Origin of the sequence: Streptomyces sp. NPDC048441 (assembly GCF_043200235.1) — a bacterium.
Lineage (GTDB): Bacteria > Actinomycetota > Actinomycetes > Streptomycetales > Streptomycetaceae > Streptomyces.
In genome coordinates, this window is record NZ_JBICXM010000014.1 from 67703 (window position 1) to 81393 (window position 13691).

General features: G+C 67.7%; 17 protein-coding genes and 1 pseudogene. 12 read left to right on the forward strand and 6 right to left on the reverse strand.

Translation table 11 applies throughout. The annotated features are described in order from the left end of the window. Positions 1 to 547 precede the first annotated feature (547 nt). The 4 genes from ACGFSB_RS29635 to ACGFSB_RS29650 all read left to right on the forward strand — a co-directional run bounded on the left by ACGFSB_RS29635 (position 548) and on the right by ACGFSB_RS29650 (position 3628). Entirely contained in the window at positions 548 to 1504 is a 957-nt protein-coding gene (locus ACGFSB_RS29635; RefSeq protein ID WP_393405562.1) for an ABC transporter substrate-binding protein, read from the forward strand. A 34-nt stretch (positions 1505 to 1538) separates the two neighbouring features. Beyond that, positions 1539 to 2477, forward strand: a complete 939-nt coding sequence (locus tag ACGFSB_RS29640) for an amino acid ABC transporter permease (RefSeq protein ID WP_393405564.1) — start codon at positions 1539 to 1541, stop codon at positions 2475 to 2477. Beyond that, complete coding sequence (locus tag ACGFSB_RS29645) at positions 2474 to 3235, forward strand: amino acid ABC transporter ATP-binding protein (RefSeq protein ID WP_393405566.1); 762 nt, start codon at positions 2474 to 2476, stop codon at positions 3233 to 3235. The genes ACGFSB_RS29640 and ACGFSB_RS29645 overlap by 4 nt, the downstream gene beginning before the upstream one ends. Positions 3236 to 3355: 120 nt before the next feature. Next, complete coding sequence (locus ACGFSB_RS29650; protein WP_393405568.1) at positions 3356 to 3628, forward strand: BTAD domain-containing putative transcriptional regulator; 273 nt, start codon at positions 3356 to 3358, stop codon at positions 3626 to 3628. A gap of 10 nt (positions 3629 to 3638) precedes the next feature. Here the strand turns inward: ACGFSB_RS29650 and ACGFSB_RS29655 are convergent, their stop codons facing one another. Further along, a complete protein-coding gene (locus ACGFSB_RS29655) occupies positions 3639 to 4400 on the reverse strand; it encodes a class I SAM-dependent methyltransferase (RefSeq protein WP_393405570.1) in 762 nt (253 codons plus the stop codon). 104 nt (positions 4401 to 4504) lie between these two features. Between ACGFSB_RS29655 and ACGFSB_RS29660 the strand changes: the two genes are divergently transcribed. After that, complete coding sequence (locus ACGFSB_RS29660; protein WP_393405572.1) at positions 4505 to 5134, forward strand: CGNR zinc finger domain-containing protein; 630 nt, start codon at positions 4505 to 4507, stop codon at positions 5132 to 5134. Here the strand turns inward: ACGFSB_RS29660 and sodX are convergent. Further along, positions 5038 to 5502 (reverse strand): nickel-type superoxide dismutase maturation protease, encoded by a 465-nt coding sequence (gene sodX, locus ACGFSB_RS29665; RefSeq protein WP_393405891.1) that lies wholly within the window; start codon positions 5500 to 5502, stop codon positions 5038 to 5040. The two genes, ACGFSB_RS29660 and sodX, sit on opposite strands and share 97 nt — an antisense overlap. A gap of 145 nt (positions 5503 to 5647) precedes the next feature. On the opposite strand from sodX, the gene sodN reads away from it, so the two are divergent. Beyond that, on the forward strand, positions 5648 to 6043 hold the full coding sequence (sodN, locus tag ACGFSB_RS29670; protein ID WP_393405574.1) for a superoxide dismutase, Ni: 396 nt from the start codon (positions 5648 to 5650) through the stop codon (positions 6041 to 6043). A gap of 7 nt (positions 6044 to 6050) precedes the next feature. Here the strand turns inward: sodN and ACGFSB_RS29675 are convergent, their stop codons facing one another. Beyond that, the gene (locus ACGFSB_RS29675; protein WP_393405576.1) at positions 6051 to 7205 is read right to left on the reverse strand and encodes a tyrosine-type recombinase/integrase; all 1155 of its coding nucleotides are present in this window, start codon (positions 7203 to 7205) and stop codon (positions 6051 to 6053) included. A 21-nt stretch (positions 7206 to 7226) separates the two neighbouring features. Continuing rightward, positions 7227 to 7730 (reverse strand): helix-turn-helix transcriptional regulator, encoded by a 504-nt coding sequence (locus tag ACGFSB_RS29680; protein WP_393405578.1) that lies wholly within the window; start codon positions 7728 to 7730, stop codon positions 7227 to 7229. Between the two features lie 120 nt (positions 7731 to 7850). Here ACGFSB_RS29680 and ACGFSB_RS29685 point away from each other — a divergent pair, with 120 nt between their 5' ends. Both ACGFSB_RS29685 and ACGFSB_RS29690 read left to right on the forward strand, forming a co-directional pair. Beyond that, a complete protein-coding gene (locus ACGFSB_RS29685; protein ID WP_019889361.1) occupies positions 7851 to 8045 on the forward strand; it encodes an AlpA family transcriptional regulator in 195 nt (64 codons plus the stop codon). A gap of 148 nt (positions 8046 to 8193) precedes the next feature. Beyond that, a pseudogene (locus ACGFSB_RS29690) lies at positions 8194 to 8976 on the forward strand (hypothetical protein); the annotation flags it as partial. A gap of 22 nt (positions 8977 to 8998) precedes the next feature. Here ACGFSB_RS29690 and ACGFSB_RS29695 read toward each other — a convergent pair. Together ACGFSB_RS29695 and ACGFSB_RS29700 are read right to left on the reverse strand one after the other, a co-directional pair. Continuing rightward, positions 8999 to 9817: a class I SAM-dependent methyltransferase gene (locus ACGFSB_RS29695; RefSeq protein WP_393405581.1), complete on the reverse strand. Its 819-nt coding sequence runs from the start codon at positions 9815 to 9817 to the stop codon at positions 8999 to 9001. Continuing rightward, positions 9814 to 11154 (reverse strand): helix-turn-helix domain-containing protein, encoded by a 1341-nt coding sequence (locus ACGFSB_RS29700; protein WP_393405583.1) that lies wholly within the window; start codon positions 11152 to 11154, stop codon positions 9814 to 9816. Before ACGFSB_RS29700 ends, ACGFSB_RS29695 begins: the two co-directional genes overlap by 4 nt. 103 nt (positions 11155 to 11257) lie before the next feature. Here ACGFSB_RS29700 and ACGFSB_RS29705 point away from each other — a divergent pair, with 103 nt between their 5' ends. The 4 genes from ACGFSB_RS29705 to ACGFSB_RS29720 all read left to right on the forward strand — a co-directional run bounded on the left by ACGFSB_RS29705 (position 11258) and on the right by ACGFSB_RS29720 (position 13688). Beyond that, the gene (locus tag ACGFSB_RS29705) at positions 11258 to 11719 is read left to right on the forward strand and encodes an ATP-binding protein (RefSeq protein ID WP_393405585.1); all 462 of its coding nucleotides are present in this window, start codon (positions 11258 to 11260) and stop codon (positions 11717 to 11719) included. After that, a complete protein-coding gene (locus ACGFSB_RS29710; protein WP_393405587.1) occupies positions 11713 to 12069 on the forward strand; it encodes a hypothetical protein in 357 nt (118 codons plus the stop codon). Before ACGFSB_RS29705 ends, ACGFSB_RS29710 begins: the two co-directional genes overlap by 7 nt. 147 nt (positions 12070 to 12216) lie before the next feature. Continuing rightward, a complete protein-coding gene (locus tag ACGFSB_RS29715; protein WP_393405589.1) occupies positions 12217 to 13332 on the forward strand; it encodes a hypothetical protein in 1116 nt (371 codons plus the stop codon). Continuing rightward, positions 13329 to 13688, forward strand: a complete 360-nt coding sequence (locus ACGFSB_RS29720) for an ASCH domain-containing protein (protein ID WP_393405591.1) — start codon at positions 13329 to 13331, stop codon at positions 13686 to 13688. Before ACGFSB_RS29715 ends, ACGFSB_RS29720 begins: the two co-directional genes overlap by 4 nt. Positions 13689 to 13691 lie beyond the last annotated feature (3 nt).

Consider the following 13691-nt stretch of genomic DNA (forward strand, 5'->3'; position numbering starts at 1 on the left):
GTCCACTCCTGGTTGAGAAGTGGGCGGGCACCGCGTCTGTTCCCCGCCTGTCGGCGGAGGGAGGTACAGACACGCGGGCGCGCCGCACACGCGCCCTGGGCCCCGGATGAGGGGTGTAACGCACCTTTCTACCTGACGGTCCTTGCCACGGGCGAGTGGGATTGGTTACGTGAGGCGTCCCTGGTCCTTGTAGTGGTCCCACAAGAGCGGGCGGCGGCAGAGCATTGCCGGATTTCCGGAAGAGGACGGCCGGGCTTCCCGGCGAGGACGGCCGGATCTGCCGAAGAGGGCAGTCCGCCGGTCCGCATCGCGAGATTCACCCGAGATTCACGGAAGATCTCAAATGGCGGTACTTCATTCCAGACCGGTACGGCCCGGTTGTTCCGGCCTGTCCGGGTTCCAGGATCACCCGTTATCCGATTTTGACATCTCCAGCACCCAGAATCGGACGCTCCGAATGGCAAGATGCCGTCATCACACGAGGTCGCGACACCCGAAGGTGTGTGCACGACCACTCGGCAACTCCCTCATCCGCCGGAGGACCCTCATGACCGCACGCTCCATCTGTCGTACGACCAGCGGTAAGTCCGTGAAGTCCCGGATGTCCGCGGTCGGTGCGATCGCGGTCGCCGGTGCGCTGCTGCTCACCGGCTGCGGAGACCAGACCAAGGACAACGGCGGGGGGAAGGTCAAGGACGCGCCGCTCGCGGACAAGCTGCCCGCCGACATCCGGGACGCGGGTGTCATCAAGGTCGGTTCGGACATCGCGTACCCGCCGGTCGAGTTCAAGGACAAGTCCGGCAAGACCGTCGGCATCGACCCCGACCTCGGCGACGCGCTCGGCAAGCAGCTCGGCGTGAAGTTCCAGTTCGACAACGGCACCTTCGACACCTTGCTCGGCGGTCTGCGCTCCAAGCGCTACCAGGTCGCCATGTCGGCCATGACCGACACCAAGAACCGCCAGGAAGGCGTCGACGAGGAGACCGGCAAGAAGATCGGCACCGGCGTCGACTTCATCGACTACTTCACAGCGGGCGTCTCGATCTACACCAAGAAGGGCGACGACCAGGGCATCAAGACCTGGGCCGACCTCTGCGGCAAGAAGATCGTCGTCCAGCGCGGCACCGTCTCGCACGACCTGGCCAAGGCCGAGTCGAAGAAGTGCAAGGGCGGCAAGAAGATCGCCATCGAGTCCTTCGACAACGACCAGCAGGCCCAGACCCGACTGCGCTCGGGCGGCGCTGACGCGGGCTCCTCGGACTTCCCGGTCGCCGCGTACGCGGTGAAGACCTCGGGCGGCGGCAAGGACTTCCAGCTGGTCGGCGAGCAGGTCGAGGCCGCTCCGTACGGCATCGCGGTCTCCAAGGAGAACCCCGAGCTGCGTGACGCGATCAAGGCGGCACTCGACGCCATCGTCAAGAACGGCGAGTACGACAAGATCATCTCCAAGTGGGGCGTCGAGGCCGGCGCGGTCAAGGAAGCCAAGATCAACGGCGGCAAGTGACCGCGTCCCTCTCAGTCGCTGAAAGGCCACTCACGTGACCACCGACATCATCAAGCAGGGCCCGGAGGACACCCCACCGTCCCCCGAGCCCGAGACCATCAAGGCCGTCCCGGTCCGCCACTACGGCCGGTATCTCGCCGCGATCCTCGCCATTGCCGCCCTCGCCGCAATCGTCATCGCGTTCGCGCGGGGCAACATCAACTGGGGCGCGATCCCGGACAACTTCTTCGACGAGCGCATCGTCAAGGGCGTCCGTGAGACCCTGCTCCTGACCGTCCTGTCGATGCTCATCGGCGTGGTCGGCGGCATCCTCCTCTCGGTCATGCGCCTGTCGAAGAACCCGGTGACCCAGGCGATCGCCTGGTTCTACATCTGGTTCTTCCGGGGCACTCCGGTCCTGGTCCAGCTCTTCATCTGGTTCAACCTCGGCTTCGTCTTCGACACGATCAACCTCGGTCCCATCTACAAGGACCAGTGGTCGGACTTCATGACGCCGTTCCTGACGGCGCTGCTCGGCCTGGGCCTCAACGAGGCCGCGTACATGGCGGAGATCTGCCGCGCCGGCCTGCTCTCGGTCGACGAGGGCCAGACCGAGGCGGCGCACGCGCTCGGCATGAGCCACGGCAAGACGCTGCGCCGGATCGTCCTGCCGCAGGCGATGCGCGTGATCGTGCCGCCGACGGGCAACGAAGTCATCAACATGCTGAAGACGACCTCACTGGTCGCCGCCGTCCAGTACTTCGAACTCCTGCGGTACGCCCAGGACATCGGCACCTCGTCCGGCGCGACGGTGGAGGCGCTGCTGCTCGCCGCCACCTGGTACCTGATCATGACGTCGGTCCTCAGCATCGGACAGTTCTACCTGGAGCGTTACTACGCACGCGGCTCGTCCCGCTCGCTGCCGCGCACACCGTTCCAGAAGATCAAGGCGAACGTGCTCTCTCTGGGCAGCCCGAAGGGAGGCGTCGCATGACCGCCATGGTGAAGTCCGAGGGTGTCCACAAGTCCTTCGGCAATGTCGAGGTGCTCAAGGGCATCGACCTGGAGGTCAAGTCGGGCGAGGTCTTCTGCCTCATCGGCCCGTCCGGCTCCGGCAAGTCGACGTTCCTGCGCTGCATCAACCACCTGGAGAAGATCAACGCCGGTCGGCTGTACGTCGACGGAGAACTGGTCGGCTACCGCCAGAAGGGGGACAAGCTGTACGAGCTCAAGGACAGCGAAGTCGCCCTGAAGCGCCGGGACATCGGCATGGTCTTCCAGCGCTTCAATCTCTTCCCCCATATGACGGCCCTTGAGAACATCCTGGAGGCGCCGGTCCAGGTCAAGGGCGAGACGAAGGCGGCGGCGAAGGAACGCGCCGGGCAGCTCCTGGAGCGCGTCGGTCTGGCCGACAAGGCGAAGAGCTACCCCTCACAGCTCTCGGGCGGCCAGCAGCAGCGGGTGGCGATCGCCCGCGCGCTGGCCATGGACCCGAAGCTGATGCTCTTCGACGAGCCGACATCGGCGCTCGACCCCGAGCTGGTCGGCGACGTGCTCGACGTCATGCGTGATCTCGCGGAGTCCGGCATGACGATGATCGTCGTCACGCACGAGATGGGCTTCGCCAGGGAGGTCGGCGACAACCTCGTCTTCATGGATGACGGAGTGGTCGTCGAGTCCGGTCACCCCAGGGACGTACTGACGAACCCTCAGCACGACCGCACGAAGGGGTTCCTCTCCAAGGTCCTCTGACACCGACAGCCACCGGACCGTGTATGGCCGGTGTATGGCGCCGTGTATGCGGGGCGGCCTGATCATCGTTGCGGCGGTGATCGGGCCGCCCTGTTTTCTTTCCCCCACGGAGGACTACTCATGGGAGCCATGCGGAAGGCGCCGGTCGTCCTGCCACTGGCACTGGCCGTTCAAGTCGGTTCGCCGACCGATGCCGGGCAGCGGACTCACAGGTCGGGCCGCACCAAGGAAGCCCTGGACGCCTACCGCGCGCTGCACGCGCTGCTCGATGCCGAGCTCGGTGTGGCGCCGATCGGCGAACTGCGGCTGCTGCACCAGGCCGTGCTCTCCCGCGATCCGGCGATCGCGGTGGCACGCCGCGATCGCCGGACCCCCGCACCCGTCTTCGGGTGACGCGGGCGGGCTACTTCAGACCGAGCACCATCGCATCGGACGGCGACGACCACACCGTCCGCGCCTCGCCGAAGCCCGCGTCGCGCAGCGTCCGCGCGTGCCATTCAGGCGACGGGGTGTCGCCGTCCGCGTGCTCGCCGTAGATCTCGAACCGCTTGGCGGTGGGCTCCGCGAGGACCGGGTCCTTGGCCGCGAGCTGCCACCACTCCCGCCAGTCCACGGCGCCGCCGGTCTTGGCCCGGTCCATCCGGGCGTGCCGCTGGGCGCTGTCGGCGGCGTTCAGGCGGGGAGTCGCGGGGTCGGGCATGTGATCGGCGTTGAGGAAGACGCCGCCGTCCCGTACGACGCCGGCGATCTGCCCGTAGAGGGTGGTGAGGGGTTCACTGTGCAGCCAGTGCAGTGCGGTGGCGGTGAGGACGGCGTCGTACGAGTCGTACGGAAGCTGGGTCGTCCACTCCGGGTCCTTGAGGTCCGCGGTGACGAAGGTGACCCGGTCGTCACCGGCGAAGGTGCCCTCGGCGATGGCGAGGAGCGCCGGGTCGAGGTCGACGCCCGTGCTGATCGCGTTCGGGAACCTCTTGAGCAGCCGGTCCGTAATACTCCCCGTACCGCACGCGAGGTCGAGGACGCGCGGTTCGGTGCCGACGACGGCCTCGACCATGTCCAGCATGACCCGGAACCGCTCCTCGCGGTCGGGCAGATACCACTCCTGTTGCCGGTCCCAGCTGTCCTGCCAGGCGCGCCAGTCGGTCCCGGACACCGTCTCCGTCATCAGAAGCCCTCCAGTACGTAATACGCTCTCGTAATACCCTGTAAGCACGCGCAACCGTTACTCACGCACCTGACGAAGATAGCCCGCCCCGGTAAGGACTACAAGTGGAACTGGCCTATTACTCGGACTACGCCGTACGTCTGGTCAACAGCGAGGAGCCGGGTCGCAACACGGACACGCTGACGTCGGTCGAGGCGGTCCGCGAGCTGTTCGGAGGCAGTTCGCAGGCGGCACGCCGCGCCACGGACTCCGACGTCACCCGCTTCCGCTCGGTGCGCGCCAGGCTCAGGGCCGTCTTCGAGGCGGCCGACAGCGGCGACGAGACCCTCGCGGTCGACCTGCTGAACTCGCTGCTCATGGAGTTCCCGGTCAGCCCGCAGGTCTCGGGCCACGACGACCGCGACGACGAGGGCAACCCGCTGTGGCACATGCACTTGGCGGACCACCCGTCGAACGCGACGTCCGGGTACGCCGCGATCGCCGCGATGGGCCTCGCCTTCCACCTCACCGAACACGGAGTGGACCGCCTGGGCCTGTGCGAGGCGGCACCGTGCCGCAACGCCTATCTCGACACGTCGACAAACCGTTCCCGGCGCTACTGCTCGGACCGCTGCGCGACCCGCGCCAACGTCGCCGCCTACCGCGCCCGCAAGCGCTTGGAGACGGCGCGGTCGGCGAGCACGGGGCGCGCGGCGGATACGGCCCAGCGCAGCACCGCGAACGGCGAACGCTGACCTGCCCGTTCACCGGGACGCCGGCCTGACCCGAACTTGGGCGGGCGGTAGCGGAACCACACCTTCCCCAGGACGAGTTCCTCGGGCACCGTGCCGTAGTCCGTGCTGTCCCCTCCCGCGTACGCGTTGTCCCCGAGCACCCACCAGCCGCCGTCGCGCCGCTCGGCGGCCCGCTTGACGACCAGCAGATCCTGCTGGAACGGATGCCGCAGCACGACGACGTCACCGGCCCGCACCCGCGCGCCCCACTGCACCACCAGACGGTCCCCGTGGTACAGCGTTGGCACCATCGAAGGCCCGGTCACCTCGGCCGCCCCCAACGGCACCATGGACCTTCTCCGCTCACTCTCCTGCGACAGCTCCGGCATCACCGGCACCTCCCCGGTCCAATCCTCCACGAGTCCCAGTCTGACCCTGGACTTTTGTCCTAAGCCCATGGGGGCACTCGCGAAAACCCGTCTCTCACGGAGTAATGTCCCACCTGAGAAGACGATCACGAGGAAGGACCGCTGCATGCTTTCCCGCCTGTTTGCCCCCAAGGTAAAGGTCAGCGCCCACTGCGACCTCCCCTGCGGTGTGTACGACCCGGCCCAGGCCCGCATCGAGGCGGAGTCGGTCAAGGCCGTCCAGGAGAAGATGGCCGCCAACGACGACGCGCAGTTCCAGATTCGCGCCATCGGAATCAAGGAGCAGCGCGCGGAGCTCGCCAAGCACCACGTATCGGTGCTCTGGAGCGACTACTTCAAGCCCCCGCACTTCGAGAAGTACCCGGAGCTGCACCAGCTGGTCAACGACACCCTCAAGGCCCTCTCGGCCGCCAAGGGCTCGTCCGACCCGGCCACGGGCCAGAAGGCGCTCGACTACATCGCCCAGATCGACACGATCTTCTGGGAGACCAAGAAGGCTTGATCTATGGCTAGGCCGTCTGACCTGCGGTTTCGCGGGTTGCATCGCCTACCTGTCCGCACCCGGTCCGCAGGCCGCCGAGAACGGCGTCCATGACGGAGCGGGTGCGGTCTTCTTCTCCCGGCCACAGGTGGGCGTAGATCCGCAACGTGATGACGGCGGACGCGTGGCCGAGGACCAGCTGGACCTGCTTGACGCTCGCTCCGCCGGCGATGAGGGCGGAGGCGTAGAAGTGGCGCAGATCGTGGGTGACCATGTGCGGCAGCTCGACGGGCTTGCGGCCCTCGCGGTCGGCTGCTTCGCTCTCCGCTGCTTGGATCGTCCTGCGGGCGCAGTTCCACTCCGTCTTCCAGCGGCGGTAGTTGAGGGGCTCGCCCTCCTCCATCGTGAACAGCCAATCCTTCGAGGGCCGTGCCGCCAGGTGCGTGAGGAGCGCATCCGTGACGACCTCGCCCACCGGGACCGTACGCCGGGACTTGCCGGTCTTCGGCGGGCCGATCAGGCCGGACTGGAGACGCTGGCGCTCGACACGGATCGAGCCGCTCTTGAAGTCGACGTCCGAGACTTTGAGACCGAGCAACTCACCTATGCGCAAGCCTGATCCGGCCAGGACGACGATCGCCGTTCGGATGTACGGCGGCATCGATCCGAGCATCGCCTCGACCTGCGCGACGGTGAGCGGAGTGAACTCCTCATCGGGCATGGACGGGAGCGTGATCCGCTTGCAGGGGGTCACGGCGATGACCTTGTCCTCGACGGCCGCCGTCATGACGCGGACCAGGACGTCGTAGACGTTGCGTACGCTGCCGGGACCGAGTTGCTCGGAGAGCTTCTTGAAGAGGGCCTGGATGTGGCTGCGGCGCAGGGACGCCATCGCGTAGGAGCCGAGCACGGGTATCAGGTGAACCCGCAGGGCGTTGTCGGTGATACGGGTGCCCGCCTCACCGGCGATCTGCTCGCCCTCCCACTTCGTCGCGTACTTCTCGAATGAGATCTTGCCCGCGCGCGGGTCGACGTAAAGGCCGGTGACCACGCTGGCCGTGACCTCGTCGAGCCAGCGCTGGGCGTCGAGTTTGCGGTCGAAGTGGCGGGCGTGCTCCTTGCCGTCGAGGTCGCGGTAGCGGGCCCGCCATTTGCCGTTGGGGCGCTTTTGAATGTTGGCCAAGTGGCTTCTCCTTTGGGTTGGTTATCGGTAGTAGCCGCCGCCCTCGATGTGCTCGGTGAGGGCGCGGGCGTCGCGCTCGTCGCCCATCAGGCGAAGGCACTGTTCATGAATGGCTCGTGAGCTGTCGGGGCTGACCTGGATGTGCTCGGCGATGCCGACGACAGCGTGGTGCAGGCGGTCTTCGGCGTCGCGTGTCTCGTAGTACGCCTCGACGGCTTCCTGGACGAGCCGCCTGCTGTCGAGATCCAGCCCTTCCAGCGGCGGTGTCATCAGCTCTTCGAGGGGCAGCTCGAAGACGCGGGCGAAGGCGAGTGCCTCGTCGACGTTGATGCGGCGGCGCGGGGTGCCGTTCTCGATGCGCCAGACCGCGGTCTGGTTCATCTTGACGCCGGCCTTGGACACCCGGTCCGCCAGCTCTGTAGTGCTCCATCCCCTGACCTCGCGTTCCAGCGCCACCCGCGCGGCGATGTTGCCCTCGCTGTAGAGCAGCGGCACCTCACCGCCGTCGACCTTGTCGCCTGTCATCGGACCTCCATCACGACCATCACTTTCCCAATTGAAACACATTCTTGCCGATTTGGTTAACCGGCGATCGTCGAGTACGAACTATGCAGACCGGATTGCCGCCCAGTCGATTGGGAATGCATGCGATACCTGACCACCGCCGAGGTCGCCGAGCGCTACCGCACAGCGGAGAGCACCGTCCGCTACTGGCGCCAGATCGAGAAGGGCCCGCGCGGCATCAAGATCGGCAAGCGGGTGCTGTACCCCGAGGCCGAGCTGCTGCGCTACGAGCGGGCGCTGATCGAGGGCCGAGACGAGTGGGGTCTGGCCTCTTGAGCCGCCGGAGGCTCCGGACACAGAAACGGCCCCCGGCGCGTCAACGCCGAGGGCCGGAGATTCCCCTGCCGATCACCCATCCCTGAACGTACGAGCTGGTGAGGGGCGGGACGTTGCCCGTCCTGCCCCTCACCGGAGAGGAACGTCTATGGAGGACTCTATGTCCCCCACCACGACGAACACATCCCCCGCCGCCTGGCCCACGACAGCGGTCCCCGGCGGGGGCACCCCCTGGCGCCGCCGGGACCAGGACTCCGCTGTTGCGGTGTCGGGGGACCGTCCCCGCGACGCACCCGGTCCCCTGTCACCGCAAGTCGCGGTCCCCATATCCACATCCGCTGGAAACGTGCAGGCCAGCAGCGTGACAACGGGGACCAGTCCCCGAGACGCCGGAGTTGCACCAGGGGACCGCAATGGGGACCGGGGCGTCGGTCCTCGTCTCTCACCGGGGACCGACGGTCCCGTGGAGGCCGAACAGCACGAGATCGCACTCGTCGATGGCAAGGCAGGCAACGGAGTCCATGAAGGCGCGCGGGCGCAGGTAGCTGCTGACGGGGTCGCGCTGCTGGACGAATTGCGGGCAGCGATCGGCAAGTACGTGGTGCTGCCCAGCGAGGAGGCGCTGACCGCGGTCACCTTGTGGGTGGCGGCCACGCACATCCAGACGGCTCTGCAGCACGCGCCGCGTCTGGCGGTGGTGAGCCCAACGAAGGGGTGCGGCAAATCCCGGGTTCTGGACGTCCTCCACGAGACCGTGCACCAGCCGATGATGACGGTGAACACCTCTCCGGCGGTCATCTTCCGGATCATCGGCAAGAACCCGCCCACCATGTTGGTGGACGAGGCGGACACCATCTTCGGCCCCAAGGCGAACGGTGACAGTGAGATCTTGCGCGGCCTGCTGAATGCCGGCCACCAGCGCAACCGGCCGACGGCGATAGCCAAGTCGGCTGTCAGCGACGGCAGACGAGGATGCCGCCCAGGCACGTGACCTCGAAGGCCCCATGCCGGGCAATGCGATCGACGAGGATCGCGCGGGCCCGCTCGATCGTGGCCTCGAAAGGCACGTCGTGCTGGTCCGCCCAAGCCCGGTAAGAAGCCATGTGCGCGATGACCGGCTCGGGGTGCTGGACCGTGATGGTGCCGGGCAGTTCGATCGTCTCCACGCGGCCGAACTCCTCGCCCAGGAAGGCCGGGGCCTTCTCCAGAGAGAAGCGGGCGCTGAGCGAGATGCGGGCCGGGCCGCGTCCGGTACCGAGGACGTCGCCCGCCGCCTGCTGCCACAGGTCGTCGAGTTCGGCCTTGTCCCGGTCGCTGTTGGTGGAGACGATCACCGCCCCGTCACGAGCCACGACGCGGGACAACTCCCTGACCGCCTGCGGGATGCCCGGGACGTGGTACAGCATGTGCAGCGCCAGGGCCGCGTCGACGCTCGCCGTGGCCAACGGCAGGCGGGTGGCATCCGCCACGGCGACCGGGCCGGGCACGCTGGCGAGGATGCCGGGGGCGATGTCCAGTCCGAGCAGGGCCAGCTCGGGCCGATCGTCGCGAAGCCGCTGGATGAATTTACCGTTGCCGCAGCCGATATCGACCACACGCCCGCGTACGCCGCACAGCTGTTCGGCGACGATGCCAGGCAGGTCGTATCGGGGTGTCTGCCACTGGTAGAGCGACTGGCGGGCAGCCAGGTCCCGGTCGCCGTTGTAGGCGCTTCCGGCAAGGCGGCTCCGGTCGGTGACGGCGGCGTCGTGTGCGGCAGACAGTTCGGTCACGTCGGCAGCTCCGGTGGGTGGGCGGCGGGCGAGGCCGCGAGGACGGCCGTGTGCTGGAGTCGTTCGCGTAGGTGTGCGGCCTGCGCGGCTCCACCGTACTGCGGCCCTCCTAGCTCCCGGCCCAGAGCGGTGAGCCGACGCACGATGCTGGCCGACATGCGGTCGGGCGGTGAGTCGAGGACGAATCCGAGCATCGCCTCGGTGCCGTCCAGGTCGCCCAGGAGCAGGTGACCGCGGGCGAGATCGACATGGGCGGCGAGCAGGTCGCCGACCGACTGATCATCGTCCTCGGCACTGCGGTAGAGCCGGATCGCACTGTCTGCGCTGACGATGGCCTGCTGGACATGCTCCCTCCCGCCCACGGCCAAGTGGCTCGTGCCCGCGTACGCGAACTGCTTGGCGGCCGGGAAGGCGAAGATGCCCGGCACCTCGTCATGGCCGGGCATTGCCTCGCGGGAGCGCTCGGCATCCGCAAGGGCGGCCACCGCGCCCACCCGGTTTCCGGCTATGGCCAGCGCACGCGCCTCCAGGCTCGCCAACCGGGCTCCGATGCTGCCGGGAGCCCGGTGGTGGCGGCCGGCCTGCGCCAGCCGCGCCGCCTGCTCGTACCGCCCGGTCCAATAGGCGATCAGGGACTCCACGGCCCGTACCCAGGCCAGCATCCCCTCGTGCCCGGCTGCCTCTGCACACGCCCGAGCGGTACGAGCGTGAGTGGCAGCGGAGTCGTAGTCGCCCAGGTCCAAGCAGACGTGCGCGGACAGCCCGCACAACCGTGAGGCCGCGACGTACAGGTCAGCAGTCTGCCGGGGATGCTGGCGTCCGCGCAGCAACTCGAACGCCCCGTCCCGCAGCCGCTTGATCTCGATGTACAGCTCCATCAGCGGATGGCTGACGTAGGCGCGAGCGAGCCGAGCAACATCGGCCTCCAACTGCTCGACGACGAACTCGTCGGCGTTGCGTTGCGCGATGAACCGGGCGAAGTCGGCCGACATCACCGCGTCGGCCGATACGGCACCCACCCCGGAGCGTGAAGGCACGGCGTGCCCCAGTGACCGCTCCTGCACGGCTCCTACCGCGCTGTGCTCTTCCGCCACGAGGCTCTTGCTGACCGCCACCGCCCGGTCGAGCACCGCCACATCGACGCCGAACACCCGTGCCAGGTACTTGCGGGTGTACGGAACCGGGATACGCACCTCGCGCTCGTAACGCCCGATCTCCTTACCGGTCTTGGCGGAGCGCCCCTCCAGGGCGTTGTACTCGTCGGCCACCCGCTGCTGGGTCCAACCGCGCACAGTACGCAGCCGAATGAGCAACGCGCCGATCCCCGTGTCACCCATCCCGCTCCCCGGAGCATGCGAACTCTGGCCCCCATAGTGGCCCCCTGCATGGCCCCCACGCTGGCTCCCGACCCAAACGAGCGACAGCGGTTGGCTGTTGGCCATGCCCAGCACACTGCCCGACGAGCCGGAAACCCTCGCACCGGGCCAAGCCCTCGACGGCGCCGTCGAGCACGAAACCAAGCTCTTCGACCGGCGTCGGACCACTCCACGCGCCGCCCGCTCCTTCGTCGCCGAGACCCTTACCCAGTGGGGCCGAACGGAACGCCTCGACGACATCCGGCTGTGCACCTCCGAACTGGCTACCAACGCCGTCTTGCACGGAGCCCCTGCAGGCGGTCAGGTCCTCGTACGCGTCGAACTGCACGCCACCGTGCTGCGCATCGAAGTGCACGACGGCGGCAACGCCAGACCTGAAAAGCGGGAGGCATGGGAGACAGCGGCCGACGGCCGCGGCCTGCTGCTCGTATCCGCCATTGCCGATCACTGGGGCGTGGAAGAACGCCCAGGCCCCGGCAAATGCGTCTGGGCTTCCTTCCACCACGGGGTAGTGCCCGCATGCTGACGCCTGCCCGCACCGAGTCCTTCATGCCGTCCGCCGGTCTGATCGCCTTCCTGGCCAACACCACATGGCTGGACGCCACCCCAACCGGCGCTGCGTTGTGCTGCCTCCTGCTGGTGCCCCAACTTCCCCACAGCGTCTACGAGACGCCGAGCGTCATCGAGCAGCGCATGCGTGCAGTCGGTGAAACTCTGCGCCTCGGCCAGGCCACCGTGCCCCCGCCGGACATCGGGCCACGCCTGCGCCTTCTCACCCCGACCGAAGTGGCCCTGCGCTTCGACAGCACCCCCTATCACAAGCGCATCCCCGAGACCGCGCCTGGACCCTGCTACTCGCCCAAGGAACCCCGGTAGCCCTCGTCCTGGGCCTAGACCCGCTCTCCCGCAGCGCCACACCAGCAGAGATCGACGCCTATCTGGACCGCGCGACGCTCTGCCAACGCCTCCTCTTCGGCCACACCCGATCTGAGTGAACCCCAACCCACCCCAGGGGGACATCCCGTGACGCCCCACCCTGTCTCGCCGAACACCGTCCTGGCCAACGCCCTCCACCACGCGGAGGACGTCCTGACCCCACGCATCCTGGCCACCTCACCCGAGCGGATCGTGCTGGTCGTCGGCACCCAGATCAACGGCGCCCCGCACATCGGCACCTCTCTCGTGCAGTCCCTGGCATTCGCTATGGCCGCCCGCCTGCGCGACCGCTTCGGAGTCCCCACCGAAGTCCTGTTCAGCGCCCTGGACAACGCCCCATACGAACTGACCACCGACCCGGTCAGCGGACACCGCTACCAGCGCGCCTACGCCCAGGCCCTCGGTCACGAGGCCCTGACCGACCTCGTCACCGCCCTCTACCAGCCCCTGTTCACCGTGCTCTCTCGGCGCCTGGGCATCCCTCACCGGATCGAGACCTATAGCCAGCAGCAGGCCGGCGAACACTTCCGCCGCACCTGGCTCCGGCTCCTGCCCCGCCTCGACGCCGCCCGCGGGTGGCTCGCCCCCTCCACCGGCACACCACACCTGCGCATCCCTTGCTCGCACTCCGACTGCGGCTGGGCCGAGAAACACGCCGAACGCACCCGAGTCCACCTCACCGACCGCGAGACCGCGCACGTCGCTGCCGTCTGCCTCCACCACGGCCCCTACCAAGCGACCATCACGCCAACCGGAGGCGCTTACCTCGACCTGGCCACCCTGTACCGCAATGCGGTCAAGGAACTCTCCGTGTCCAACCCCCACGGCACGCTGCACGTCATGGTCAAGGGCGGCGACTGGGTCTTCGGCTCCCACCTGGTCGACGAAGCCCTCCAGGCCGTCGGCCTCACCCGCGCCCAGCTCCCCGCCCGCTTGTTCTGCCCACAGGTCGTCACCGACACCGGCGCCAAGCTGTCCAAGTCGCTGATCCGCGAGGGGCGTGCTCCCTTTCCCGAGGGTGCCGCCGAGTGGATGCTCGATACCCGGGAGTGGCCCGGCACCATCCCGGAGTACGCCGAACAACTGCTGGCCATGACCGATACCTTGCTGTCCGACCCCCGGCACTTCTTCCGCTCGTATTCGGCCTCCGAGATCGGCCGCATGATGCCCGCACCAGTCACCAGGAGTGTTCCCGCCCCATGACCGACACCACCGCCCGCGTCCACGAGCTCAACCTCTACCGCCAGTACTTCGACCTCGTTGCCGCAGGCACCAAGACCATCGAGGTGCGGGTGAAATACCCGCACCTCACCGATCTCGGTGCAGGCGACATCATCCGCTTCCGTATCAAGGGCACGGACGAAACCTGCAAGGTGAACGTCAAGCGGGTGACCGAATACGCCAATTTCGAAGCGCTGCTCGACGGCGAGGGACCGGTCAACATCAATCCAACCGCTACTCGCGAACAGCAGCTCAACAACATCCGAGCCATCTACCCGCCCAAGAAGGAAGCCCTGGGGGCTCTGGCCATCGAAATCGAAGGTACCGCTGATCACTAGCCT